Source organism: Azoarcus sp. L1K30, from assembly GCF_018122735.1.
Classification (GTDB): domain Bacteria; phylum Pseudomonadota; class Gammaproteobacteria; order Burkholderiales; family Rhodocyclaceae; genus Parazoarcus.
Map to the genome: position 1 here is coordinate 1,899,904 of NZ_JAGRRD010000001.1, position 25,266 is coordinate 1,925,169.

21 protein-coding genes are annotated in these 25,266 nt (G+C 62.2%); 4 read left to right on the forward strand and 17 right to left on the reverse strand.

Annotated elements, in window-relative coordinates; translation table 11 throughout:
* Positions 1–14: 14 nt before the first annotated feature.
* From J5J83_RS08635 to gyrA, 16 genes are all read right to left on the reverse strand, one after another.
* Positions 15–803 (reverse strand): 3'-5' exonuclease, encoded by a 789-nt coding sequence (locus tag J5J83_RS08635; protein ID WP_212347935.1) that lies wholly within the window; start codon positions 801–803, stop codon positions 15–17.
* Positions 803–1,213 (reverse strand): YdbL family protein, encoded by a 411-nt coding sequence (locus J5J83_RS08640; protein ID WP_212347938.1) that lies wholly within the window; start codon positions 1,211–1,213, stop codon positions 803–805. Before J5J83_RS08640 ends, J5J83_RS08635 begins: the two co-directional genes overlap by 1 nt.
* Positions 1,210–1,401 carry a hypothetical protein gene (locus J5J83_RS08645; RefSeq protein ID WP_212347941.1) on the reverse strand — a complete coding sequence of 64 codons (192 nt, stop codon included), beginning with the start codon at positions 1,399–1,401 and terminating at the stop codon, positions 1,210–1,212. The genes J5J83_RS08640 and J5J83_RS08645 overlap by 4 nt, the downstream gene beginning before the upstream one ends.
* Positions 1,402–1,440: 39 nt before the next feature.
* Positions 1,441–3,411, reverse strand: coding sequence for a hypothetical protein (locus J5J83_RS08650; RefSeq protein WP_249115660.1), 1,971 nt, complete (start codon positions 3,409–3,411; stop codon positions 1,441–1,443).
* Positions 3,412–3,436: 25 nt separating this feature from the next.
* Positions 3,437–4,333 (reverse strand): cysteine synthase CysM, encoded by an 897-nt coding sequence (gene cysM / locus J5J83_RS08655; RefSeq protein WP_349251946.1) that lies wholly within the window; start codon positions 4,331–4,333, stop codon positions 3,437–3,439.
* Between the two features lie 32 nt (positions 4,334–4,365).
* A complete protein-coding gene (locus J5J83_RS08660; protein ID WP_212347950.1) occupies positions 4,366–5,688 on the reverse strand; it encodes a UDP-glucose/GDP-mannose dehydrogenase family protein in 1,323 nt (440 codons plus the stop codon).
* A gap of 33 nt (positions 5,689–5,721) precedes the next feature.
* Positions 5,722–6,897, reverse strand: coding sequence for a lipopolysaccharide assembly protein LapB (lapB, locus tag J5J83_RS08665; protein WP_212347952.1), 1,176 nt, complete (start codon positions 6,895–6,897; stop codon positions 5,722–5,724).
* A 5-nt stretch (positions 6,898–6,902) separates the two neighbouring features.
* Positions 6,903–7,208, reverse strand: coding sequence for a LapA family protein (locus tag J5J83_RS08670; RefSeq protein WP_212347954.1), 306 nt, complete (start codon positions 7,206–7,208; stop codon positions 6,903–6,905).
* 83 nt (positions 7,209–7,291) lie between these two features.
* The gene (locus J5J83_RS08675; RefSeq protein ID WP_108947605.1) at positions 7,292–7,576 is read right to left on the reverse strand and encodes an integration host factor subunit beta; all 285 of its coding nucleotides are present in this window, start codon (positions 7,574–7,576) and stop codon (positions 7,292–7,294) included.
* Positions 7,577–7,587: 11 nt separating this feature from the next.
* Entirely contained in the window at positions 7,588–9,291 is a 1,704-nt protein-coding gene (gene rpsA / locus J5J83_RS08680) for a 30S ribosomal protein S1 (protein WP_212347957.1), read from the reverse strand.
* 90 nt (positions 9,292–9,381) lie between these two features.
* Positions 9,382–11,334, reverse strand: a complete 1,953-nt coding sequence (locus tag J5J83_RS08685) for a bifunctional 3-phosphoshikimate 1-carboxyvinyltransferase/cytidylate kinase (RefSeq protein ID WP_212347960.1) — start codon at positions 11,332–11,334, stop codon at positions 9,382–9,384.
* A 3-nt stretch (positions 11,335–11,337) separates the two neighbouring features.
* The gene (locus J5J83_RS08690) at positions 11,338–12,228 is read right to left on the reverse strand and encodes a prephenate dehydrogenase/arogenate dehydrogenase family protein (RefSeq protein ID WP_212347963.1); all 891 of its coding nucleotides are present in this window, start codon (positions 12,226–12,228) and stop codon (positions 11,338–11,340) included.
* Positions 12,229–12,245: 17 nt separating this feature from the next.
* The gene (gene hisC / locus J5J83_RS08695; protein WP_212347966.1) at positions 12,246–13,343 is read right to left on the reverse strand and encodes a histidinol-phosphate transaminase; all 1,098 of its coding nucleotides are present in this window, start codon (positions 13,341–13,343) and stop codon (positions 12,246–12,248) included.
* A gap of 18 nt (positions 13,344–13,361) precedes the next feature.
* A complete protein-coding gene (pheA, locus tag J5J83_RS08700; protein WP_212347969.1) occupies positions 13,362–14,426 on the reverse strand; it encodes a prephenate dehydratase in 1,065 nt (354 codons plus the stop codon).
* A 28-nt stretch (positions 14,427–14,454) separates the two neighbouring features.
* Positions 14,455–15,552, reverse strand: a complete 1,098-nt coding sequence (serC, locus tag J5J83_RS08705; protein ID WP_212347972.1) for a 3-phosphoserine/phosphohydroxythreonine transaminase — start codon at positions 15,550–15,552, stop codon at positions 14,455–14,457.
* Positions 15,549–18,221, reverse strand: a complete 2,673-nt coding sequence (gene gyrA, locus J5J83_RS08710; protein ID WP_212347975.1) for a DNA gyrase subunit A — start codon at positions 18,219–18,221, stop codon at positions 15,549–15,551. Before gyrA ends, serC begins: the two co-directional genes overlap by 4 nt.
* A gap of 200 nt (positions 18,222–18,421) precedes the next feature.
* On the opposite strand from gyrA, the gene grpE reads away from it, so the two are divergent.
* The 4 genes from grpE to J5J83_RS08730 all read left to right on the forward strand — a co-directional run bounded on the left by grpE (position 18,422) and on the right by J5J83_RS08730 (position 23,624).
* Positions 18,422–19,000, forward strand: a complete 579-nt coding sequence (gene grpE, locus J5J83_RS08715) for a nucleotide exchange factor GrpE (RefSeq protein ID WP_212347978.1) — start codon at positions 18,422–18,424, stop codon at positions 18,998–19,000.
* 108 nt (positions 19,001–19,108) lie between these two features.
* Positions 19,109–21,034 carry a molecular chaperone DnaK gene (gene dnaK, locus J5J83_RS08720; protein ID WP_212347982.1) on the forward strand — a complete coding sequence of 642 codons (1,926 nt, stop codon included), beginning with the start codon at positions 19,109–19,111 and terminating at the stop codon, positions 21,032–21,034.
* 202 nt (positions 21,035–21,236) lie between these two features.
* A complete protein-coding gene (gene dnaJ, locus J5J83_RS08725) occupies positions 21,237–22,361 on the forward strand; it encodes a molecular chaperone DnaJ (RefSeq protein ID WP_212347985.1) in 1,125 nt (374 codons plus the stop codon).
* A gap of 123 nt (positions 22,362–22,484) precedes the next feature.
* On the forward strand, positions 22,485–23,624 hold the full coding sequence (locus J5J83_RS08730; RefSeq protein ID WP_212347988.1) for an ABC transporter substrate-binding protein: 1,140 nt from the start codon (positions 22,485–22,487) through the stop codon (positions 23,622–23,624).
* 64 nt (positions 23,625–23,688) lie between these two features.
* Here J5J83_RS08730 and cysS read toward each other — a convergent pair whose 3' ends face one another.
* On the reverse strand, positions 23,689–25,071 hold the full coding sequence (cysS, locus tag J5J83_RS08735; protein ID WP_212347991.1) for a cysteine--tRNA ligase: 1,383 nt from the start codon (positions 25,069–25,071) through the stop codon (positions 23,689–23,691).
* Positions 25,072–25,266: the final 195 nt, after the last annotated feature.

Genomic DNA, 25,266 nt, shown 5'->3' on the forward strand with positions numbered 1-25,266 from the left:
AATTCTTCAAAGACTCATGTTTCGTTCCATTCGGCCAGGAAGGCCTCCCAGTGCGGCGCACCGATCCGCTCCAAGGCTTCACGCACGACCGCATGCTCGCTGGCCAGGCCGGCGGCGTCCAGACGCCCGCGCATTTGCTGAAAACGAAGGAAAACGAGGTAGGTATTGACGACGTCGGTTTCGCAGTAATCGCGAATCTCCGCGATCCTCCCTGCTTGCCACGCGCTCCAGACCGCAGAACCATCCATGCCGAGCTTGCCCGGATAGCCCATGAGCTTGGCCAGGTCGTCCAGCGGCGCATTCGCACGCGGCGAGTACATCGCCAGCATGTCCATCAGGTCCAGGTGACGGGTGTGATAGCGACTGATGTAGTTGTTCCACTTGAAGTCGCGCGAATCGGCAAAGTCACCGTCGCCGAGATCCCAGTAGCGTGGCGCCGACACGCCGTGCAGCATGCCGCGGTAGTGCAGCACCGGCAGATCAAAGCCGCCACCGTTCCACGACACGATCTGCGGGGTGAAGCGCTCCACGCCATCGAAAAAGCGCTGGATGATCTGCCCCTCGTTCGACTCCGGTTCCGACAAAGAGAACACACGGAACTGGTTGGCGTCGCGCATGGCGCACGAAATGGTGACCACACGCTGCAGGTGATGAGGCAGGAAATCCGTGCCATGGCTTGCCCGCCGCTGCTGAAAGGCAAATTCGGCAACCTCGAAGTCAGACAAATCGTCCGGCAGTTCGTTGAGCCTGCGGATACCATCGACATCGGGAATGGTTTCGATATCGAAGACAAGGGTCGGCATCACTTCTGCACCCAGCCTCCACCCTGTTGCACCCACCAACCCGGCTGCGCGCGCTGCACCCAGCGCTCGGCAAAGGTCTTGCGTACATCGCCCTCCCACTCCGGATGGCCGTTGGCTCGTGCGATCTCCCGGTACAACGCGCTGCGATCGGCATTCTCGGCCGAAATCAGCGCATTGACCTGGCCACGCTGCGCCAGCGGCACGCTGGCCGCGCTACGCAAGGCCACCGATCCGTCTGCCGCAATCCCTACGGCGCCGGACTGGTAAAGCGGCGCCAACTGCGCGTGACGCTGCTGCATGGACTGTTTCAGTGCCCCGATGGCAGGAGAGTCGATTTCGAGATTGCCCTGGGCCACGGCCGACAGTGAGGCGCTCATCAGCACCGCACAGACAAGGTGGGCGATTTTCATGGTTTCTTTCCTTCTGCGGGCTGCCGGGCCGGCGCACTGGCGCCATCACGCAATTGCCAGACTTCGTCGATGATCCGGTCAGCCGCCTTTTCTGCCGCAGCGGCCGGAAAATAAATATTGATCGTGACGCAGGCGCTGGCAGTCAGCACCAACACACCCAACATCAGTTTGCGCACGTTCGGCGACATGTCACCTCCCTGTTATCGCGGCAACGCCTGCTGCCGGTATCAGCGCACTTCGGCGGCCGTATTGCCGGCGATGACGCGCTGAAGGCGATCGACCAGCACGGGCCAATCGACACGCGGATTGTAGCCGATGACATCCAGGGCCGGGATGCCGCCACCGCTGACGATCACGAAGCGCCCATCCGCACCGGGCTTGCCGATGCCATCCATCTCGCACACGCCCGCGTGCAATTCGCAACCGAACCCGATCCTGCTGTAGCCAAAGGTGTCGAAGAAGCCAAGGATGCCGCGCTGAATCGCCGCCATCGCTCCTGCGCCGCCGAGTGCGCTGATGTTCTGTACCGCACGCTGGCTGATGCGCCGCCGGTAATGCCCCGGGCTGCTGTCGATGCGGGCGGCGAAACCCACCGGCTTCCAGCGCACGAGTTCCAGCGCACGAATATCGGCATCGACGAATCCGGAGATACTGCCGAAGCTGAATGTCTCCGTCAGTTGCGCCAGATCGATGTGGCGCGCCTCGATATCGGCAAAGAGGTGCGAACCGACGCCGAAGGGTTCAAGCAGCCTGAGTCCGGTCGCGCGCAGATAGCCGTCGAATACGGACACCACCATTGCCCCGTCCAGCGCCACTTCACCCGGCGATACCCGCAGACCGGGTATTGACGCCGACAACACCCCCGACATCGATGGCAAGCCGATCGCCTCGGTCAGCAGCGGCATCGACAGCGGCTCGACCACCAGACTGCCGCCGCCGACCCACCCAACATCGCCATCGTTCAGACTCAGGTCGTCGAACACCAAAGCGCCATCGAGGACAGGGATACGCAGTCGGTCGACGCGCACCGCCCTTCCCTCGATCCTGGCATCGAGATCGAACGCGCCGAGCGCAAGCTTTTGCCACCACCCCCCGCCAATATGCAGGGATGCCTGCGTCGACCGGTTCTCACGCCAGGGAACATGGCCGCTCATGGGACCGAAGGCCAGCCCCGGCCCACCGTCTCCGCCAGCGAGACTGAAACCCGCCTCGTCGAAGACCGCATCGAGCGCGCGCAATTCGCCGTGCTCGAACTCCATCGCCCCACTGACCCGACCGGCAAATTTCAGTCGATCACCCGCCGCGGGCGCGACCAGCGGCGCCACCCATTTCGGCCCAACCACCGCGAGATCCGCATTTGCAAGGGCCACCGCCGCGCGCACCAGCGAACCAGCGCGAAAATCGATTACAGCCGAGGCGGCGAGCTGTTCCACACCTTCGAGCGAGATGGCGGCCTCGCGCACGTTGAGTCTGCCATCGGAAAAATCACCGTGCGCACGCGCCCAGATTCCGGCTTCGACATAGAAAGGGTGCAGGTAAGCCGCGCCATCCTGCCAATCCAGCGTCGCCTGCCAATCCCAGCCTCCGACACCGGGCGAAAGCCGGATCGACACCTCGACACCGAGATTCTCCGCGGCCTGAAGTCCATCGCGTGTTCCGAAATGCCCGCCGTCGAGGCGGCCGCTGAGCTCGATATCGCGTGATGGGCGCCAATTGAAAACGCCGTCGAACCGCCCGCCCGGCGACACGCTTGCAAGCCCCGGGACCCACTCCCTCAACAAGGTCAGGTCCAGCGCGGACACATTTGCACGCGCACTGCCATCGGCAAACAGCTCGATCGCAATCCGGCCGCGCGTTGCCACCGACAGTTCGAGCGTGCCAGCGCGGGCAACCATATCCAGCGCGAAGTCGACGCGCACTGATTCGCGCACACCCGGCAAGCGCAATACGCCGCGTTCGCAGCGCAGGACGGCCGCGTCGAACCCGCCGCCAGCGCACTCAAGACGCAACCTGCGCCAGCGGTGATCGGCAATGCGCAGCGCACCGATGCTCAGACTGACGCGCCCATCAGATGGAAAATCGAAGCTGAGGTTAGCCAGACCAAACGCCGGATGCTCGACCCGGTCGATCTTCAGGCTGAGCACCCCGAGTGCAGTCGCGGCGGGCGACCACATCAGCAGCGCCGTGCACAAGAACATGCACAGCCGCCGCATGGGGCGCAACTCAGCCGGGAAACACACCCGTCGACAGATAACGGTCGCCACGATCGCAGATGATCGTCACGATCACCGCATTCTCGACACGCTCCGCCAGACGCAGCGCGACATGCAGCGCACCACCGGACGAAATGCCCGCGAAGATACCCTCTTCGCGCGCAAGGCGTCGGGTCATCTCCTCGGCATCAGCCTGACCGACATACTCGAGTCGATCGACCCTGGGTTTTTCGTAGATCTTCGGCAGATAGGCTTCGGGCCATTTGCGGATGCCCGGTATCTGCGATCCCTCCTCAGGCTGGCAGCCGATGATCTCGATCGCCGGATTCCGCTCCTTGAGGAAGCGCGACGTACCCATGATGGTGCCTGTCGTGCCCATGGAACTGACGAAATGCGTCACGCGCCCGCCAGTCTGCTCCCAGATCTCCGGGCCAGTGCCCTCGTAATGCGCGAGCGGATTGTCCGGGTTGCCGAACTGGTCGAGAATGATGCCCTGCCCCTCGTCGCGCATCTTCTCCGCAACGTCGCGAGCCATCTCCATGCCGCCTTCCCTCGGCGTCAGCACGAGTTCCGCGCCAAAGGCCCGCATCGACTGTCGGCGCTCCACACTCTGGTTCTCGGGCATCACCAGGATCATGCGGTAACCGCGCATGGCGGCCACCATCGCCAACGCAATGCCGGTATTGCCGCTGGTCGCCTCGATCAGGCAGTCACCAGGGTGGATGAGCCCACGCGCCTCGGCATGCATCACCATCGACAGCGCAGGCCTGTCCTTTACCGAGCCAGCCGGATTGTTACCCTCGAGCTTGCCCAGGATGACGTTGTTGCGCCCGCCATTGATGCGTTTGAGCCGTACCAGCGGCGTTTGCCCAACGTAATCCTCGAGCGTCCTGAAATCCATGTCGATACCCTTCCGTTTTCGTCCGCGCGACCGCGCGCTCAGCGTCGACCAATGCCGTGGTATTCGATGCCAGCCCGGCGCATTACTGCCGGATCGTACATGTTGCGCCCATCGAAGATCACCGGATTCTTCAGTGTCTTCCCGATGGATTCAAAATCAGGACTGCGAAATTCCTTCCATTCGGTCACGATGATGAGCGCATCTGCCTGCTCGAGGGCCGCCATCGGCCGCTGGGCATATTGCAGCCTCGGTTCGTCGCCGAAGATCCGCCTGGCCTCGTCCATCGCGACCGGATCATAGGCTGTAACCGTCGCTCCGCGCTTGAAGAGTTCATCGACGATGACCCTACTCGGCGCATCGCGCATGTCGTCCGTGTTGGGCTTGAAAGCAAGCCCCCACAGTGCGAAGCGCATCGAGGACAAGTCCTCGCCGAAGCGCGCCACGAGCTTGTCCACCAGGCGCAGTTTCTGCGCATCGTTAGCCGCCTCGACCGCGTTGAGGAGCAGCAGATCGTGGCCATGCTCACCGCCAGTGCGCACCAGCGCCTTGACGTCCTTGGGGAAGCAGGACCCGCCATAGCCGCAGCCTGCATAGAGAAAGTGCCAGCCGATGCGCGGATCGGAACCGATCCCCTGGCGCACCAGCTCGATGTCCGCACCAAGGGTTTCGGCCAGATTGGCAAGTTCGTTCATGAAACTGATGCGCGTTGCCAGCATCGCGTTCGCCGCGTACTTGGTCAGCTCCGCGCTTCTGACGTCCATCGCCAGCAGCTTTTCGTGGTTGCGCTGGAACGGTCCATAGAGTTGCCGCATGAGTTCGATCGCGCGCTCATCGTCCGCGCCGACGATGATGCGGTCCGGACGCATGAAATCGTCCACCGCGGCGCCTTCCTTGAGAAACTCGGGGTTGGACACCACGGAAAAATCGGCATTGACACCACGCCGGGCGAGTTCTTCGGACACGGCCGCGCGCACCTTGTCGCCGGTTCCCACCGGCACCGTGGACTTGTCCACCACCACGCGGTATTCGGTCATGTAACGGCCGATGTTGCGCGCCGCCGCCAGGACATACTGCAGATCGGCCGAACCGTCCTCGTCGGGCGGGGTACCGACCGCGATGAACTGCACCAGACCATGATTCACTGCGCGTTCGACGTCTGTCGAAAAGGACAGGCGCCCGGCCTCCACGTTACGTCGCACGACCTCGAGCAGACCCGGCTCATGGATCGGAATGCCGCCCTGCTCCAGGATACGGATCTTTTTCGGATCCACATCGAGGCACAGCACGTCATTGCCCACATCGGCCAGGCAGGCGCCACTGACGAGTCCGACGTATCCGGTTCCGATAACGGTAACCTTCATGCACTTCCCCTGTACAAGACCGGAGCGTGGCGCTCACGGCGTGAGATCGAATTCCTCGGTGCGGCGTGGCGGGTAGGTTTCCCAGCCACCACACGCCGGACAACGCCAATGAAACTGACGTGCCTTGAAACCACAGGTGTCGCAGCGATAGCGGGCGACTTTGCGGGTGTGACCATGAATCAACTGCTTGATCATTTCGATATCGGCACGCTGCTCCGTCGGTGCCGCGAGCACCGCTGCCTCGAGCAGCTTGTCCAGCCCAAGCAGGGTCGGATTGCGGCGCAGCTCTTCGCGTACCAGTTCGTAGGCCGCTTTCGCGCCCAGTTTATCCATTTCCCAGTGAAACAGTTCATCGAGCAGGTCCAGCGAGGAATGTCGCTGCAGCCACGAGCGCAGCAACTGATGTCCCTGCTCGATACGCCCCAGGCGTCCATAGGCATCCATCACCCTCTGTGCGGCCAGCGCCAGGTAGACAGGGTCCTGATTTTCAATGCGCTTCCAGGCCTCGAGCGCTTCTTCATCGCGCCCCTGCGCAAGCAGCAGATCTCCCTGGATCAGGCTCGCGCGCACGCAGCGCCGATTGATGGCGAGCGCCTCGTCGACATGACGTCGCACGTCGTCGAAGCGCGAATTGGCCAGCGCCTGTGTGGCCAGTTCGCAATGAAAATTAGCAACATCGGTACGCCAATGGATGCTGTCGTGATCGGTCAGCGACGCCGCGACCTCGATCGCCTTTCCCCAGTCTTTTTCCTGCTGATAGATCTCGAGCAGATAGCGCAGGGCCACATCATCGGCACGGGTGCCACGCAATCTCAGAAAGACCGCCTCGGCACGGTCGAGCAAACCGGCCTTCAGAAAATCCTGGCCGAGTTCCCCCAGGGCCTGCAGGCGCTGCTCCTCGGAGAGATCCTCCCGATCGACAAGCAACTGGTGCATGCGGATCGCGCGATCCGTTTCGCCGCGCCGCCGAAACAGGCTGCCAAGCGCAAAATGCAGTTCGATCGTCTGCGGATCAATGCGGACTGCCTCGACGAACGCGTCGATGGCCTTGTCAGGCTGCTCGTTGAGCAGAAAATTCAGCCCGCTCAAGTACGAGCGTGGCAAGGCCCGCGATTCGTGTACGACCTGGCGGATATCGATACGGGCGGCGAGCCAGCCCAAGCCAAAAAACAGCGGCAGCGCGAGCAGCCACCAGAATTCGATTTCCATGGATGTCAGAGTGTCTCGGGGGCTTGCGCCTCGGCAACCGGCGGCCTGGCCTCGGCGCGTTCTCGCCCCGCGCGTTCAAGCTGCTTGCGCAGTCTGGAAATCTCGCGTCGCTGCCGCAGCAAGGATCCGAAGGTTGCCGTCACCCCGAGCAGCGCGCCTGCCGCAAACGCAATCAGGATGATGAAGACAATGGGCAGGTGCCATTCACTGCCGAAGAAGAACCTCAGACTGGCCAATTGGTCGTTCTTGACCGCAAAGCCGAAGAGGATGAAAAACAGCAGGAGGCGAAGGAACCACATCAATACGCGCATCGCGACATTATCCCCGAGCAGATGACAAAAAAGAAGGCAGCCGAAGCCGCCTTCCGAGATTCATTCCACCGATCGCCGCGCGGTCAACCGCCGATGTCCACCCGCTCGCGCAACTCTTTGCCGGCTTTGAAATGGGGCACGTACTTTTCAGGCACGTGAACCTTATCACCTGACTTGGGATTGCGTCCCGTCCGCGGAGGACGATAGTTCAGCGCAAAACTTCCAAACCCGCGGATCTCGATGCGATCCCCGCGCGCCAGGGCGTCGGTCATCGCATCGAGAATCATCTTGACCGCGTAATCGGCATCCTTTGCAACCAGCTGCGGAAAACGCGCCGCCAACTGGGCAATCAACTCCGATTTGGTCATGATCGGCTGGATTACTGCTTCTGCTCGTTCATCTTGGCCTTGAGCAGGGCACCGAGGTTGGTCGTGCCCGATGCAGCGGCACTCTCGGAAGCCATCTTGTTCATGACTTCGCTCTGCTCAACCTGATCCTTGGCACGGATCGACAGGTTGATCGAACGGGTCTTGCGATCGACGTTGATGACGACGGCTTCAACTTCCTGGCCTTCCTTCAGCACGGTCGTCAGATCATCGACACGATGCGTCGCGGCTTCGGAAGCACGCAGGTAGCCCTCGACCTCGTCACCCAGGGCGATCACGGCGCCACGCGGTTCGACCGACTTCACGGTACCGGTCACGAGGCTGTTCTTCTCGTGGGTGGCAATGAAGTTGGTGTACGGATCGCCTTCCATCTGCTTGATGCCCAGCGAGATACGCTCGCGCTCGACGTCGATGGCAAGCACGATGGCTTCGACTTCGTCGCCCTTCTTGAAGCGGCGCACGGCATCTTCGCCGGTTTCGCTCCAGGACAGGTCGGACAGATGGACGAGGCCGTCAATGCCGCCTTCCAGACCGATGAACACACCGAAATCGGTGATCGACTTGATCTGACCGCGAACCTTGTCACCCTTCTTGTGGTTCAGGGCGAAATCGTCCCACGGGTTCGAAGCGCACTGCTTCATGCCCAGCGAGATACGGCGACGGTCTTCGTCGATTTCGAGAATCATCACCTCGACTTCGTCGCCCAGCTGGACAACCTTGGTCGGATGGATGTTCTTGTTGGTCCAGTCCATTTCGGAGACGTGAACCAGGCCCTCGATACCCTGCTCGACTTCGACAAATGCGCCGTAGTCGGTGATGTTGGTGACCTTGCCGAACAGGCGCGTACCCTGCGGGTAACGACGGGAGATGCCCACCCACGGATCTTCGCCCAGCTGCTTGAGACCCAGCGAGACGCGGTTCTTTTCCTGGTCGAACTTGAGCACCTTGGCTTCGATTTCATCGCCAACGTTGAGCACTTCCGACGGGTGACGCACACGACGCCAGGCCAGGTCGGTGATGTGCAGCAGGCCGTCGATGCCGCCGAGGTCAACGAACGCACCATAATCGGTGATGTTCTTGACGATACCCTTGATGACCGTGCCTTCCTTGAGGTTGGAGAGGAGCTTTTCGCGCTCTTCGCCCATCGACTCTTCGAGCACTGCACGACGCGACACGACAACGTTGTTGCGCTTGCGGTCGAGCTTGATGACCTTGAATTCGTATTCCTTGCCTTCGTACGGCGTGGTGTCCTTGACCGGACGCATGTCGACCAGCGAACCCGGCAGGAAGGCGCGGATGCTGTTGGTCATGACGGTCAGACCACCCTTGACGCGACCGGAGATCACGCCCTTCACCAGCGTGCCTTCGTTCAGTGCCTTCTCGAGGTCGTTCCAGGCCGAGATGCGCTTGGCCTTGTCGCGCGACAGACGGGTTTCACCGAAACCGTCTTCGAGTGCATCGATTGCAACATGGACGAAATCGCCGACATTGACTTCGAGGTCGCCGCGGTCGTCGCGGAATTCCTCGATGGGAACATAGCTCTCGGACTTCAGGCCGGCATTGACGACGACGAAGTTCTGGTCGATGCGTACGACTTCCGCGGTGATGACTTCACCGGTACGCATTTCCTGAAGGGCGAGACTTTCTTCGAACAGGGCGGCAAAGCTTTCTTCGAAGGCGGGGGTGGCAGTTGACATAAAGAGAAAGAATCCGGAACCGGCGTGCGACGGCAAGCAAAGTAAGTTGGAAAACACACTCCGGGCACCCTTGCCCGGGCATGGCGAAACTCAACCGGGAGCCAGCCCCCGACCCCGCACGAGATCGAGCACGAAAGCCACGGCCGCATCGACATCCATCGAAGTGGTATCGAGCAGCACCGCGTCCGGTTGTTGCTGCAGGGGAGCCACGGCGCGGGCGGCATCACGCGCGTCCCGTTCACGAAGGTCCTGCATCAAGCTCTCAAGTTTAGCAGGCAAACCCTTTTCGATCAACTGCTTATAACGACGCTCCGCACGCGCCTCAGCCGAGGCCGTCAGAAACACCTTGACCTCGGCATCGGGAAAGATCGCCGACCCCATATCCCGGCCTTCGGCAACCAGCCCCGGGCCCTTGCGAAAGTCCCGCTGACGTCCGAACAGTGCGGCACGAACGGCCGGAAGCACCGCCACCCGGGAGGCCCCAACGGAGCACACCTCTTCACGAATCTCGTCGCTGACATCCACTTCGCCGAGCAGCACGTTGCCACCCACGAAACGCGCCGGCAGCGCCGAGGCGAGCGCGGCAAGCGCCGCCTCGTCATCGAGCTCAACCCCTTTCTGGATTGCGGACAAGGCGGTCAGGCGGTACAGCGAGCCGCTGTCGAGATGCTGCCAACCGAGCGCCTCGGCGACGCGTGCACCAACCGTACCCTTGCCTGACGCCGACGGACCGTCGATGGCGACCACCGGCACTGGCCTCACCACGCCCGCGAAGGCTTCGAAATAGCCGGGAAAAGTCTTGTTGACGCATTTCGGGTCGTTGATCCGCACCCTGCACTCGCCCAGGCTCACGAGCGAGAAACACATCGCCATGCGATGGTCGTCATAGGTGTCGATCGTGGCGGGCTGCAGGTGGGCGGGCGGCGTTACGCACAGGTAGTCTGCCCCCTCCTCCACCACCGCCCCGACCTTGCGCAGTTCGGTCGCCATGGCGGCAATACGGTCTGTCTCCTTGACCCGCCAGCTGGCGATGTTGCGCAGACGGCACGGACCATCGGCAAACAAAGCCGCGACGGCCAGCGTCATCGCCGCATCGGGGATGTGGTTCAGATCGAGATCGAACGCATGCAGGCGCCCCGACACCGGTGCCGAGGCCTCGATCCAGTTGTCGCCCATGGCGACATGGGCGCCGATCTGCTGCAAGGCTTCGGCAAAGCGGACATCACCCTGGATGCTGCTGCTGCCGACCCCCTCGACACGGACGGGGCCGCCGCCAATGGCGCCAGCCGCCAGAAAATACGATGCTGAGGACGCGTCGCCCTCGACATAGACCGTGCCCGGCGAACGATAGCGCGCATTGCCTGGCACGACGAACCGTTCCCAGTCCTGATGCGTGACGGAAACACCGAACCGTGCCATCAGATCGAGGGTGATCGCGATGTAGGGGCGCGAGATCAGTTCACCGACCACTTCGATTACCACTTCCTCGCCGGTCAGGGGCAAGGCCATCAGCAGCGCCGTAAGGAACTGGCTCGAGACGTCGCCCCGTACCCTAACCACACCGCCCCCGCGGATGTCGGCGGGCCGCAACTGCAGCGGCGGGAAGCCGTCATTGCCCAGGTAGTCGATGTCGGCACCAATCTGACGCAGGGCATCGACCAGGTCGCCGATCGGACGCTCGTGCATGCGCGCGACACCGGAAAGATGGTAGCGGCCACCGGACAGCGCGAGCGCTGCTGTCAACGGACGAAACGCGGTACCGGCATTGCCCAGAAACAACTCAGCGTCCTTGACCGGAAACGCCCCGCCTACGCCGTGCACGCGATAGTCGTTAGTGCCTGCTTCATGCACCCAGTCGACGCCGAGGATGCGCAGGGCGTCGAGCATGCGTTCGACATCGTCCGAGGCCAGCAAGTCGCGGATGTGGGTCTCGCCCTCGGACAGGGCGGCCAGCAACAACACTCGATTGGAAATGCTCTTGGAGCCGGGCAAGCGCACCGTTCCGCGTGCCTCGAGCAAGGGAGGCAGATCCAGATAGTCCATGATTCACTCAGAAGTGGATGTCGGTGCGAACTGCTCGGCCCAAGCATTGCGGGCACTGCGCGCCTCTTCGAACATCTGCTCGAGACGCTTGCCGTCACCGGCCATCAACAGTGCGCGCATGTAGGCGAGCTCGGCCAGATACTCGTCGAGCTCGCCGAGCAGCGCCTGGCGATTGGCGATGCAGATGTCGCGCCACATTTCGGGATGACTGCCGGCAATCCGGGTGAAATCCCGGAACCCGCTGGCAGCATGCGAAAACAGCAACTCGGCATTGGCACGTCCTGCAAGGTCATGCACCAGCCCGAAGGCCAGCAGATGCGGCAGGTGGCTCACCGCCGCGAAAACGCGGTCGTGATCCTGCGGTGCCATATCCACCACGGTCGCCCCGCAGGCCTCCCATGCTGCCCTTACCAGCGCCACGGCAGCGGGTGCGTTTTCCGGCAGGGGCGTCAGCACCACCTTGCGGCCGCGATAAAGTGACGCAAAGGCCGCATCGACCCCGCTCTTCTCGGCCCCCGCAATCGGATGCGCCGGCACCACATGCGACAGCCGCGCATCCAGGCGGCGGTAGGCGGCCTCGATGACGTCGCGCTTGGTGCTGCCAGCATCGGTCACCACCACGCCTGGCGCCAGATGCGGCGCCATGGCCGCCATGATGCCGTCGACCTGCCCCACGGGTGCGGCGAGCAGCACAAGGTTGGCACCATCGAGCGCGGTTTCCCAGTCGGTGCAGAATTCGTCGATCACCCCGCTTTCACGCGCCCGCTCGAGCGCGCCGACGGTGCGTCCAATACCGACAATCTGCTCCACTGCGCCGGCTTGCCGCAGTGCAAGGGCAAACGAGCCGCCGATGAGTCCGACCCCACACACCACCAGCTTGCCGATCAGCGCCATGCCATTTCTCCGCGCGGTCAAGTCAGAATCTGGCGCAAGGCCTCGATGAAACGACTGTTCTCCTCGGGCAGACCGATCGACACCCTCAGCCACTCAGGCATGCCGTAACCGGCAATCGGACGCACGATGACGCCGCGCTTGAGCAGCCCCTGGTTGACCGCGGCCGCATCACCAACCTTGAAGGTGACAAAATTTCCTGCGGACGGAATCCACGTCAGGCCCATTTCGGCAAAAGCCTCGGTGAGCTGCACCATGCCACGACGGTTGAGCTCGGCACTCTGCGCGAGAAACTCATCGTCGCCTAGCGCCGCCTCGGCGGCGGCAAGCGCCACGCTGGAAACGTTGAAGGGCTGGCGCACTCGGTTCATGAGGTCGGCGACACCCGGGTGTGCAATTGCATAACCCACGCGCAACCCGGCCAGGCCGTAGGCCTTGGAGAAAGTGCGCGACACCAGCAGGTTGGGAAAACGCGGCAGCCAGCTGATGGCGTCATAGCGCTGCTCGGGCGCAAGGTACTCGGTATACGCTTCGTCGAGCACCACCAGCACGTCGGACGGCACACGCGCGAGAAATGCCTCGAGCGCGTCGCCAGGCAGGAAGGTGCCGGTCGGATTGTTCGGGTTGGCAATGAAGACGACGCGCACATCTGGCGTGATCGCCGCAGCCATGGCATCCAGATCGTGGCCGTAGTCGCGTGCGGCCACTTCGATGCACCGCGCACCGGTCGCATTCGTGGCCAGCGGATAGACCGCGAACGCATGCTGCGCGAACACCGCGGCCAACCCGGGCGCAAGGAAGGTTCTGGCCGCGAGCTCGAGAATGTCGTTCGAGCCATTGCCGATCACGATCTGGTCGGCGCTCACACCAAACTTGCGCGAAATCGCCGCCTTCAGCGCGAATGCGCCTCCGTCCGGATAACGCGAGAGCGCCGAGAACGTATTCATTGCCGCATCGCGCGCACGCGCCCCCATCCCAAGCGGATTTTCATTGGAGGCGAGTTTTACGATGCTGGCCTCGGCCAGCCCCATCTCGCGCGCAAGCTCCGAAATCGGCTTTCCCGGCAGGTAAGGGGTAATCGAACGAATGTAATCGGGCGCCTTGTCGGCAACGCTCATGACTATCTCCAACACGAATTAGATGGCGGCGACCGGGTAGGATCCCAGCACCTTGACGAAGGCTGCGCGTTCGCCGAGTTCCTTCAATGAAGCTGCAACGTCCGCATCGCTCTGATGCCCCTGCAGATCCACGTAGAAAACGTACTCCCACAGTCCGCCCTTGGCTGGACGCGACTGCAGCTTGGTCATATCGACGCCATGCCGCGCCAACGGTTCGAGAAGCCCGTACATCGCACCCGGGCGATTCGGAGCCGAACAGACGATCGACGTCTTGTCCTTGCCCGAGGGGCCCGCTTCATGATGGGCAATTACCAGGAAACGCGTCGAATTATTGGGATCATCCTCGATGTTCGATGCGAGCTTGTTCAGGCCGTAAAGTTCTGCCGCCGCCTCGCCCGCGATCGCGCAGGATTCGGGATCCTCGGCGGCAAGCCGGGCCGCCTCGGCATTGCTCGCCACTGGAATGCGCGGCAGGTTGGCGAGATTGCGATTGAGCCACTCGTGACATTGCGCCAGCGACTGCGCATGCGAATAGAGACGCTTGGCGCCGCCGATGCCATCGGCGCGCGACAACAAGTGCTGATGAATGCGCAACTTGACTTCGCCACAGACCTTGAGCGGATTGGCCAGCAGCAGATCCAGGGTACCGCCGACGGCGCCCTCGGTGGAATTCTCCACCGGCACCACGCCGTAGTCGGCATTGCCCTGCTCCACCGTGCGGAAGACTTCGTCGATGGCGGCCATCGGCAGGAAGCTGGGCGCCGAACCGAAATGCTTGCGGCTGGCGCTCTCCGAGAATGTCCCCGCAGGGCCGAGGTAGGCGACCTTCAGCGGCTGCTCGAGGCCGAGGCAGGCAGACATGATCTCGCGAAAGATCCGTTGCACCGCCCCGCCCGGCAGAGGGCCCGGATTGATGTCGGCCAATCGCCGCAACACCTGGGCTTCGCGTTCGGGCCGGTAGATGTTGCCTTGCTTGATTTCACCGACGCGCTGGGCACAGCGCGCACGCTCTGACAGACGGGCAAGAATCTCCTCGTCGAGGCTGTCAATCCGGTTTCTCAGGTTCAGCAGTTCGTCGCTCATGCTCAGCTCTCAAAACGCCCGTTCGGGCTCAGGCCCTGCGCGCGGCAAAGTCGCGCATGAAATCGACCAGCGCCTGCACCCCGGCAAGCGGCATCGCGTTATAGATGGAGGCACGCATGCCTCCGACCGACTTGTGCCCCTTCAACTGCACGAGGCCCGCGGCCCTGGATTCGGCCAGAAAGGCTTCGTTGAGACGCTCGTCCTTGAGGAAGAAGGGCACGTTCATGCGTGAGCGGCAGGCAGGATCGACACGATTCTCGTAGAAATCACATTGATCCAGATAGCCGTAGAGCAATTCCGCCTTGGCGACGTTCTGCGCTTCGATTGCAGCCACCCCGCCCGCGCGCTTGAGCCACTGGAACACGAGACCGGCAATGTAGATCGCGTAGGTCGGCGGCGTGTTGTACATCGAACCATTGTCGGCAACCGTCTTGTAGTCGAAGGCGGTCGGACAATCGGGCACCGAACGGCCCAGCAAGTCCTCGCGCACGATGACAATGGTCAGGCCGGCAGGGCCGATGTTCTTCTGCGCACCACCGAACAGCAGGCCGTATTTCGAAATATCCATCCTGCGTGACAGGATGTGTGAGGACACGTCGGCCACCACCGGCACTTCACCGCGGCCAATCGTCGCCAGGTCCGGCTCGAACGGAAACTCAACGCCACCGATGGTCTCATTGGTACAGGTGAAGACAAAGGCCGGATCAGCAGACAGCTTCCATTCGGTCATGGCCGGCACCGACGTGAAGCCCGACGACTCGGTACTCGCGGCGATATTGACCTCGCAGTATCGCCGCGCTTCCTTCTGCGACTTCATCGACCACGAGCCGGTGACGACATAGTCCGCCACCCGCCTGGTGCCGAGCAAGTTCATCGGGATGATCGCATTTTCGGCAATCGCTCCACCCTGCATGAACAGGATGCGGTAATTCGACGGCACAGCGAGCAATTCGCGCAGGTCGGCCTCGGCCGCCTCGGCAATGGACATGAACTCCTTGCCGCGATGGCTCATCTCCATCACACCCATGCCCGCACCGTGCCAGTCGAGCATTTCCTCAGCCGCCTGCCGCAGTACCGCCTCGGGCAATACCGCGGGCCCGGCGCTGAAATTCCACACCCGACTCATGCCTCGCCTCCTTCCTCACCGTTGCCTTCTGTCGACGCTTCGTCGCCGGCGTCCGCGACCGGACCTTCGTCCGCACCGGCACCGCCCGCGTCATCGCCGCCCGCCACATCACTCGCGGTGCCCACCAGTTCGTCCTCGTCAGACTCGGCGACCTTCTCGATACCGGCAAGATAGGTACCCTCGTCGAGACTGATCAGCGTCACCCCTTGGGTTGCGCGGCCGAGTTCACGGATGTCCTGCACCTTGGTCCGGATCAGTACCGCACCGGTGGAAATCAGCATGACTTCGCCCGTCGGCTCGACCAGCACGGCACCGACCAGCTTGCCGTTTCGATCCGAGGTCTGGATCGCGATCATGCCCTTGGTGCCACGACCATGGCGTGTGTATTCGGCCACCGGCGTGCGCTTGCCGTATCCGTTCTCGGTGGCGGTCAGCACCGACTGCGATTCGTCGGTGGCCACCAGCATGGCAATGACGCGCTGACCATCTTCGAGCGTCATGCCGCGCACTCCCCGTGCTTCGCGTCCCATCGGACGCACGTCGCCCTCGGCAAAGCGCACCGCCTTGCCGGCATCGGAGAACAGCATCACGTCGCAGGCACCATCGGTAATCTCGACACCGATCAGATGATCGCCATCGTCCAGATGGACGGCGATGATGCCGGCCTTGCGCGGATTGGAGAATGCCGTCAATGCGGTCTTCTTCACCGTTCCGGCCGAGGTTGCCATGAACACGAAATGATCGTCGTCGAAGGACTGCACCGGCAGTACGGCGGTTATCTTTTCGCCCTCGGTCAGGGGGAAGAGATTCACGATCGGCTTGCCGCGCGAATTGCGCGTACCTTCGGGAACCTCATATACCTTCAGCCAATAGGCGCGGCCACGATTCGAGAAGCACAGCACGGTGTCGTGCGTGTTGGCGACGAACAGATGATCGATGAAATCCTCATCCTTCATCGACGTCGCCTGCTTGCCACGCCCGCCGCGACGCTGGGAGCGGTAGTCGGCCAGCGGCTGACGCTTGAAGTAACCGGTATGCGACAGCGTGACCACCATGTCTTCCGGCGTGATCAGATCTTCAATGTTGATCTCGGCCGTATTCATCACCAGTTCCGAGCGACGCGGATCGCCGAACTGGTTGCGGATCGCGGTGAGCTCGGCCACGATGATCTCGGTGATGCGTTCGGGGCGAGCGAGGATGTCGAGCAGGTCGGTGATGAGATCCATCACTTCGCGGTACTCGCTGACGATCTTGTCCTGCTCGAGGCCGGTCAGGCGCTGCAGGCGCAGTTCGAGGATGGCCTGGGCCTGCGCTTCGGACAGGCGATACCCCTGGGCCGACAAGCCGAACTGCGGGTCGAGCGCCTCGGGTCGATAACTGTCTGCCAGCGCGCGCGAGAGCATCTCCTCGACCAACGGCGAGCGCCAGGTTCGATCCATCAGGCCACGTTTGGCATCGGCCGGCGTCGGCGCGGCCTTTATCAGCGCGATGATTTCGTCGACATTGGACAGCGCAACTGCCAGACCTTCGAGGATGTGACCGCGGTCGCGCGCCTTGCGCAGTTCGAAGATGGTGCGACGGGTAATGACCTCGCGCCGGTGCTCGAGGAAGCACACCAGCATCTGCTTGAGGTTGAGCAGCCGTGGACGACCGTCCACCAGCGCCACCATATTCATGCCGAAGCTGTCCTGCAGCTGGGTGTGCTTGAACAGCTTGTTCAACACCACCTCGGGCATCTCACCACGCTTGAGCTCGACGACCAGACGCATGCCCGACTTGTCCGACTCGTCGCGGATCTCGCTGATACCTTCGATCTTTTTCTCGTTGACCAGCTCGGCCATGCGCTCCTGCAAGGTGCGCTTGTTCACCTGGTAGGGCAGCTCATCAACGATGATGGCCTGGCGGTCGCTCTTGCCAATCGGCTCGAAGTGGGTGCGCGCGCGCATGATCACCCGCCCCCGGCCCGTGCGGTAACCCTCGTGCACCCCGTGCAGCCCGTAGATCAGGCCCGCGGTGGGAAAGTCGGGCGCCTTGACGATCTCGATCAGGGCATCGATATCCGTTTCGGGTGATTCAAGCAGCTTGAGGCAGGCATCGATGATCTCGCCCAGATTGTGCGGCGGGATATTGGTCGCCATGCCGACCGCGATACCGCTCGAACCATTGATCAGCAAATTCGGAATGCGCGCCGGCATGACCAGCGGCTCTTTTTCCGAACCATCGTAGTTCGGCCCGAAATCGACGGTTTCCTTGTCGATGTCGGCCAGCAGCTCATGACCGATCCGCGCCATGCGGATTTCGGTGTATCGCATCGCCGCGGCGTTGTCGCCGTCGACCGAGCCGAAGTTGCCCTGTCCATCGACGAGCATGTAACGCAGCGAAAAATCCTGCGCCATGCGCACGATGGTGTCGTACACCGCCGTGTCGCCGTGCGGATGGTACTTACCGATGACGTCGCCGACGATACGCGCAGACTTCTTGTACGCCCGGTTCCAGTCATTGGAGAGCTCGTGCATCGCATACAGCACCCGCCTGTGCACCGGCTTGAGGCCGTCGCGCGCATCGGGCAACGCACGCCCCACGATCACGCTCATTGCGTAATCGAGATAGGAGTGGCGCATCTCCTCCTCGAGACTGATCGGAAGTGTTTCCTTGGCGAACTGTGTCATGCGCTGAGGCGGTAAAACCCGCTTGAACCAAAAGCGTGCAATTTTAGCATGCACAAGGGCTTCGCTACGCCGACGCCGCCAACACGATTGCAAAGGATGCGCTCGGGGCCGCGATCGATTTTTTTCTTCGCCAGGCACTTGAAATCCTGCCGCCTGCCCCAAGCTGTTGGGCGATTGATGAACACAGGGAGCGATCATCCATGCAGGAACAGAAGCCGACACCGGAGCACAACGCAGAGCTCGAGCAGCAAAGCGCCGCCAACGAACAGCCCGCACCGGAACAGGCGACCGAACAGCCCGCTGCGCACGATGTGATGCCTAGCCTCGAGCAGAGCCTTCGCGAAGCCGAACTGAAGGCGTCGGAGCACCACGACGCGTGGCTGCGCGCCAAGGCCGAAACCGAGAACGTCCGTCGACGCGCACAGGAAGACATCGCCAAGGCTTCCAAATTCGGCGCGGAGAAGTTCGCCACCGCGATGCTGCCGGTCAAGGACAGCCTTGAAGCCGCACTGGGGACCGAGAACCAGACCCTGGAAAAGCTGCGCGAAGGCGTCGAACTGACCTTGAAGCAACTCGTCTCCGCGTTCGAAAGCGCCAATCTGGTGGAGGAAAACCCCGCCGGCCAGAAGTTCGACCCCAACAAGCATCAGGCCATCGGTGCGCTCGAATCGGACGCCGAGCCCAACACCGTGATCAACGTGCTGCAAAAGGGCTACCTGCTCAATGAGCGCGTGATCCGTCCGGCCATGGTCATGGTATCCAAGGCGAAATCGGCTTAATTGGCCGGAATGACGGCTTGAAACCCCGTCACTTCACCCCATATTCGAATCAAGCCTGAGCCGGCACGGCCGACTCAAACACCACATTCAGGACATAAAGGAAAAGTCATGGGCAAGATCATCGGCATCGACCTCGGCACCACCAACAGCTGCGTTTCCGTGATGGAAGGCGGCAAGCCCAAGGTCATCGAAAACTCCGAAGGTGCGCGTACCACGCCGTCCGTCGTGGCTTACGCGGAAGACGGCGAGATCCTGTGCGGCGCGCCGGCTAAGCGCCAGGCGGTCACCAACGCCAAGAACACCCTGTTCGCCATCAAGCGCCTGATCGGCCGCCGCTTCGAAGAGAAGGAAGTGCAGAAGGACATCGCGATGATGCCCTACACCATTGCCAAGGCCGACAATGGCGACGCCTGGGTTGAAGTGCGCGGCAAGAAGATCGCCCCGCCGCAGGTGTCGGCCGAAGTGCTGCGCAAGATGAAGAAAACCGCCGAAGACTACCTCGGCGAGGAAGTCACCGAAGCGGTCATCACCGTGCCGGCCTACTTCAACGACAGCCAGCGCCAGGCCACCAAGGATGCAGGCAAGATCGCCGGCCTCGAAGTCAAGCGCATCATCAACGAGCCGACCGCTGCAGCCCTCGCCTTCGGCATGGACAAGAAGCCCGGTGACTCCAAAATCGCGGTCTATGACCTCGGCGGCGGCACCTTCGATATTTCCATCATCGAGATCGCGGACATCGATGGCGAGCACCAGTTCGAAGTGCTGGCTACCAACGGCGACACATTCCTCGGCGGCGAGGACTTCGACCAGCGAATCATCGATTACATCGTCACCGAGTTCAAGAAGGAGCAAGGTGTCGATCTCAAGAACGACGTGCTCGCCCTCCAACGCCTGAAGGAAGCCGCCGAAAAGGCCAAGATCGAACTATCCTCGGGCAGCCAGACCGAAGTCAATCTGCCCTACATCACGGCAGACGCCTCCGGTCCGAAGCACCTCGCGGTCAAGATCACCCGCGCCAAATTCGAGTCCCTGGTCGAAGACCTGATCACGCGCTCGATCGAGCCCTGCCGAGTTGCACTGAAGGATGCCGGCCTCAAGGTCTCCGACATCGACGACGTCATTCTGGTCGGCGGCCAGACCCGCATGCCCAAGGTGCAGGAAAAGGTGAAGGAGTTCTTCGGCAAGGAGCCGCGCAAGGACGTGAACCCTGACGAAGCCGTTGCCGTCGGCGCCTCCATCCAGGGCGGCGTTCTGCAAGGCGAGGTCAAGGACGTGCTGCTGCTCGACGTCACCCCGCTGTCGCTCGGCATCGAGACCATGGGTGGCGTGATGACCAAGCTCATCCAGAAGAACACCACGATCCCGACCAAGGCCAGCCAGGTCTTCTCGACCGCCGACGACAACCAGTCGGCCGTGACCATCCACGTGCTGCAGGGCGAGCGCGAGATGGCTGCCGGCAACAAGAGCCTGGGGCAGTTCAACCTGTCCGACATCCCGCCCGCACCGCGCGGCATGCCGCAGATCGAAGTCACTTTCGACATCGACGCCAACGGCATCCTCCACGTGTCGGCCAAGGACAAGGCGACCGGCAAGGAGAACAAGATCAAGATCCAGGCCAACTCGGGTCTGTCCGATGCTGAAGTCGAGCGCATGGTGCAGGACGCCGCTTCGCATGCAGAGGAAGACAAGAAGGCGCGCGAACTGGTCGATGCACGCAACCAGTGCGACACCCTGATCCACTCGACCAAGAAGGCACTGGCCGAGCACGGCGACAAGGTCGGCGAAGAGGACAAAGCCAAGATCGAAGCCGCGATCAAGGAAGCCGAAGCCGCCATCCAGAGTGGCGACAAGGACAGCATCGAAGCCAAGACGCAAGCGCTTGCGATGGCCAGCCAGAAACTTGGCGAAGCGATGTATGGTCAGCAGGCAGATGCTGAAGCTGGCGAGCAAGCGGCCGGTACGACAGGTGGCAATAAGACCGACGACGCTGACGTGGTGGACGCCGAGTTCACCGAGGTCAAGGATAAGAAGTAAGCGTCTCGCCTGACGGCAGACTGAACGGCCGAGCCCCTGCCGGAGCCTTCGCTCCGGCCGGCTCGGCCTTTGCACGAAATTGGGCGTTCTCGAACAGCAGTGACGAGCAACACCCCCGTGCGCGGCCTGATTCGACCAGATACGACTGAAGCGTGCGGCCACCGGCCGTTGCCGAGACCCCCACAAGCCTGAGCGAAACACCATGTCCAAACGGGATTACTACGAAATACTCGGCGTCAATCGTGACGCCAGCGACGACGAGATCAAGAAGGCCTACCGCAAGCTGGCCATGAAGCACCATCCGGACCGTAACCCGGACAGCAAGGATGCAGAGGAGAAATTCAAGGAGGCCAAGGAGGCCTACGAGATGCTCTCCGACCCGCAAAAGAAGGCTGCCTACGACCGCTACGGACATGCCGGCGTGGACCAGACCATGGGCGGCGGGGGCCAGGGGTTCGAAGGCTTCGGCGATGCGTTCTCCGACATTTTCGGCGACATCTTCGGTGGCGCTGCCGGTGCGCGTGGCGGACGCTCGAACGTCTATCGGGGCGCGGACTTGCGCTACAACCTCGAGATCTCGCTGGAAGAGGCCGCCCGCGGTGCGGAAAAGACGATCCGCATTCCCACCGTGGAAGAGTGTGGCACCTGCCACGGCAGCGGCGCCAAGCCCGGTACCCAGCCCAAGACCTGCCCCACCTGCGGCGGCGCCGGTCAGGTGCGCATTCAGCAAGGCTTCTTCTCGATTCAGCAGACTTGCCCGAAGTGTCATGGCAGCGGACGCATCATTCCCGATCCTTGCCGGGACTGCGGGGGTGCCGGGCGGGTGAAGAAGCAGAAGACGCTCGAAGTGAAGATTCCGGCCGGCATCGACGAGGGCATGCGACTGCGCCATGGCGGCCACGGCGAACCCGGCGTCAATGGCGGTCCGGCGGGCGATCTCTACGTCGAGATTCATATTCGCAAGCATTCGGTGTTCGAGCGCGACCACGACGACCTGCACTGCGAGATGCCGATCAGCTTCACTACCGCGGCGCTGGGTGGCGAAATCGAAATCCCGACCCTGGACGGCATGGCCCGCCTGAAGATCCCGGCCGAGACACAAAGCGGGAAGGTGTTCCGCCTGCGCGGCAAGGGTATCAAGAACGTGCGCTCGCATACGCATGGCGACCTGATGTGCCATGTCGTCGTCGAGACCCCGGTCAAGCTCACCGATCGCCAACGCGAACTGCTGCAGGAATTCGAATCGATTTCCAGCGGCAACGTCGACCGTCACAATCCGAAAGCCAAGGGCTGGATGGACAAGGTGCGCGAGTTCTTCGGCACCTGATCGGCAAGCCGCAAAAAGCGTCGCGGGCATTGCATCAACCTCCCCGGAGGTGTTGCAATGCCCGCCGCGCTTTCGTACGCTACAATGACAAGCGGGTCCGCATTGAGACCCAGTGGAGACAAGATGACGTTTTTTCGCCCTCTGCGGGCAATGGCGGTCTGGACCATTGCACCCCTTCTCATTGCCACCAGCGCGTGGTCCCAGCAGGGTGTCAGCGACGACACCATTACCCTTGGGCACTCCGGCGCGCTTTCCGGCCCGCTGTCCGAACTGAACAAGGAGTACCTGTCCGGCGCGATGCTGCTCTTCGATCAGATCAATGCACGTGGCGGCATCAATGGCCGCAAGATCGAACTGGTGACGCTCGATGACGGATACAACCCTGAGCGCGCGGCCGAAAACGTGCACAGATTGATCGAGAAGAATCAGGTTCTGGCGCTGTTCGGCTGTTTCGGCACGGGCCCAAGCCTGAAATCGATCCCGGTAGCCAGCGCCGCCAAGGTGCCCTACTTCGCGCCATACACCGGCGCCGACGCGACTCGCACGCCGATGAACCCAATGGTGTTCCACCTGCGCGCATCTTACTCGCAGGAAATCGAGAAGATGGTCGACCACCTCGCCAACATCGGCGTGAAATCGTTTGCCGTCGTGCACCACGCCGACCCCTTCGGTCAGGCAGGGCTCGATGCCGCCAATGCAGCGATGATTCGACGCGGACTGCCGGCGCCGACCGCCGCGCCGATCGCCTCCGATGGCAGCAACGCAGTCGAAGCTGTGCAGAAGGTGGCGGCCGCCAATTCCGCAGCCGTGATCATGGTCACTGCAGGCAACAGCTCGCCCGCCTTTATCCGGGCGCTGCTTGCGAGCAACTACCGGCCGATGCTCTATGGGCTGTCGGTCATCAGCAGCCGTCAGTTGATCCGCGAGTTGGGCGAGCAGGCCAACGGCCTCGTCATTGCGCAGGTCGTACCTTCACCGTTCCGGGTGGATTATCCGATCGTGCGCGATTACCGGCAGCTCGCCGACAAGGCCGGTCAGAGTTATTCATACACCGCGCTCGAGGGTTACATTGCCGCCCGCAGCTTTGCCGAGGGACTGCGCCGTGGCGGACGCGACCTGACGCGCGACAAGCTCGTGAGCGCCCTCGAAAGTCTGGGCGACTGGGATGCAGGCGGCCTGAAACTGGGATTTTCCAGCCGCAGCCGCACCGGACTGAATTTCGTCGATCTGGCGATCATCAGCAAGGGGCGCTTCACCCGCTGAACGCCCCGAACGCGATGCAAAAAAGGGGCGTCGATACCGGCCGCCCCTTTTCATTCGAGCCAGGTCAGGCGCGGCGCCAGCTCGTGCCTTGCGGCCCGTCTTCCAGCACGATCCCGGCCTCGAGCAAAGCGGCACGCAGTCGATCTGCTTCGGCAAAATCGCGTGCCTTCTTCGCTGCGCTGCGCGCCTCGATCATGCTTTCGATCTGCGCAGCATCGAGCCCATCCCCTGCGGCAACACGCCCCTGCAGGAACACAGTAGCGTCACGTTCAAGCAGACCCAGCACTTTGCCCAAGGCCCTCAATTGCTGGCCGAGCGCGGGTTCGCCACCACGATTGAACTCATTGGCCAGATCGAAGAGCACAGCCAGGGCTTCTGCCGTATTGAAGTCGTCATCCATTGCCGCACGGAAGCGCTGCGCCCACGGGCCGTTCCAGTCTGGCGCTACCGCCTCCACGGGCACCGACTTCAGCGCCGTATACAGACGGGTCAAGGCCTGGCGCGCATCGTCCAGATGGGCATCCGAGTAATTCAGCGGGCTGCGATAATGCGCACGCAGAATGAAGAAGCGCACGACTTCGGGATCGTACTGCTTGAGCACGTCGCGAATGGTGAAGAAATTGCCCAGCGACTTGGACATTTTCTCGTCGTCGACGCGTACGAAACCGTTGTGCATCCAGTAGTTGACGAAAGCGTGCCCGTGAGCGCCCTCCGACTGCGCGATCTCATTCTCGTGATGCGGGAATTGCAGATCCTGACCGCCGCCGTGAATGTCGAAATGATCGCCGAGCAAGTCGGCACTCATGGCCGAACACTCGATATGCCACCCCGGACGACCACTCCCCCAGGGTGAATCCCACTTCGCCTCGGCGGGCTCACTGGCCTTGGCATGCTTCCACAGCACGAAATCGAGCGGGTCATTCTTGTCATCGACGACATCAACCCGTTCGCCAGCGCGGAGTTCGTCTATCGACTTGCCGGACAACTTGCCGTAGCCGTCGAATTTTCGTACCGCGAAGCAGACATCCCGGTTGGCCGCCACATAGGCCAGACCCTTCTCCTCGAGACGACCGATCAGGCTTTGCATGCCGGCAACGTAATCCATCGCGCGCGGCTCATGATCCGGACGCAACACGCCCAACGCATCCGCGTCCTCATGCATGGCGGCGATAAAACGGTCCGTCAGGGCACGGATGGTCTCGCCATTTTCCTGTGCCCGCCGAATGATCTTGTCGTCGATGTCGGTGATGTTGCGCACATAGGTCACATCGAATCCGCTGGCCCGCAACCAGCGTGCAACCATGTCGAACACCACCATCACGCGCGCATGACCGAGATGACAATAGTCGTATACCGTCATGCCGCAGACGTACATGCGAACCTTGCCGGCATCGATCGGTTGAAAGCGTTCCTTGCGTCGGGTGAGGGAGTTATGGATCGTAAGCATGCGACTAACCAAAAATTGCCTGTGGCGAACGCAGCGCCCGGCGGCGGGATGATTCAACAATGCGGCAACAAAAAACGGGCGCCGGTGGGGCCCGCTCGACACATCACACGCTTCCGCAAGAAACAACGGGAAACTTTGTCTGCCTGCCGCTTGTTGGTAGAATTCAGTGCTCGGTGGAAAGCCAGAACAAGCCGC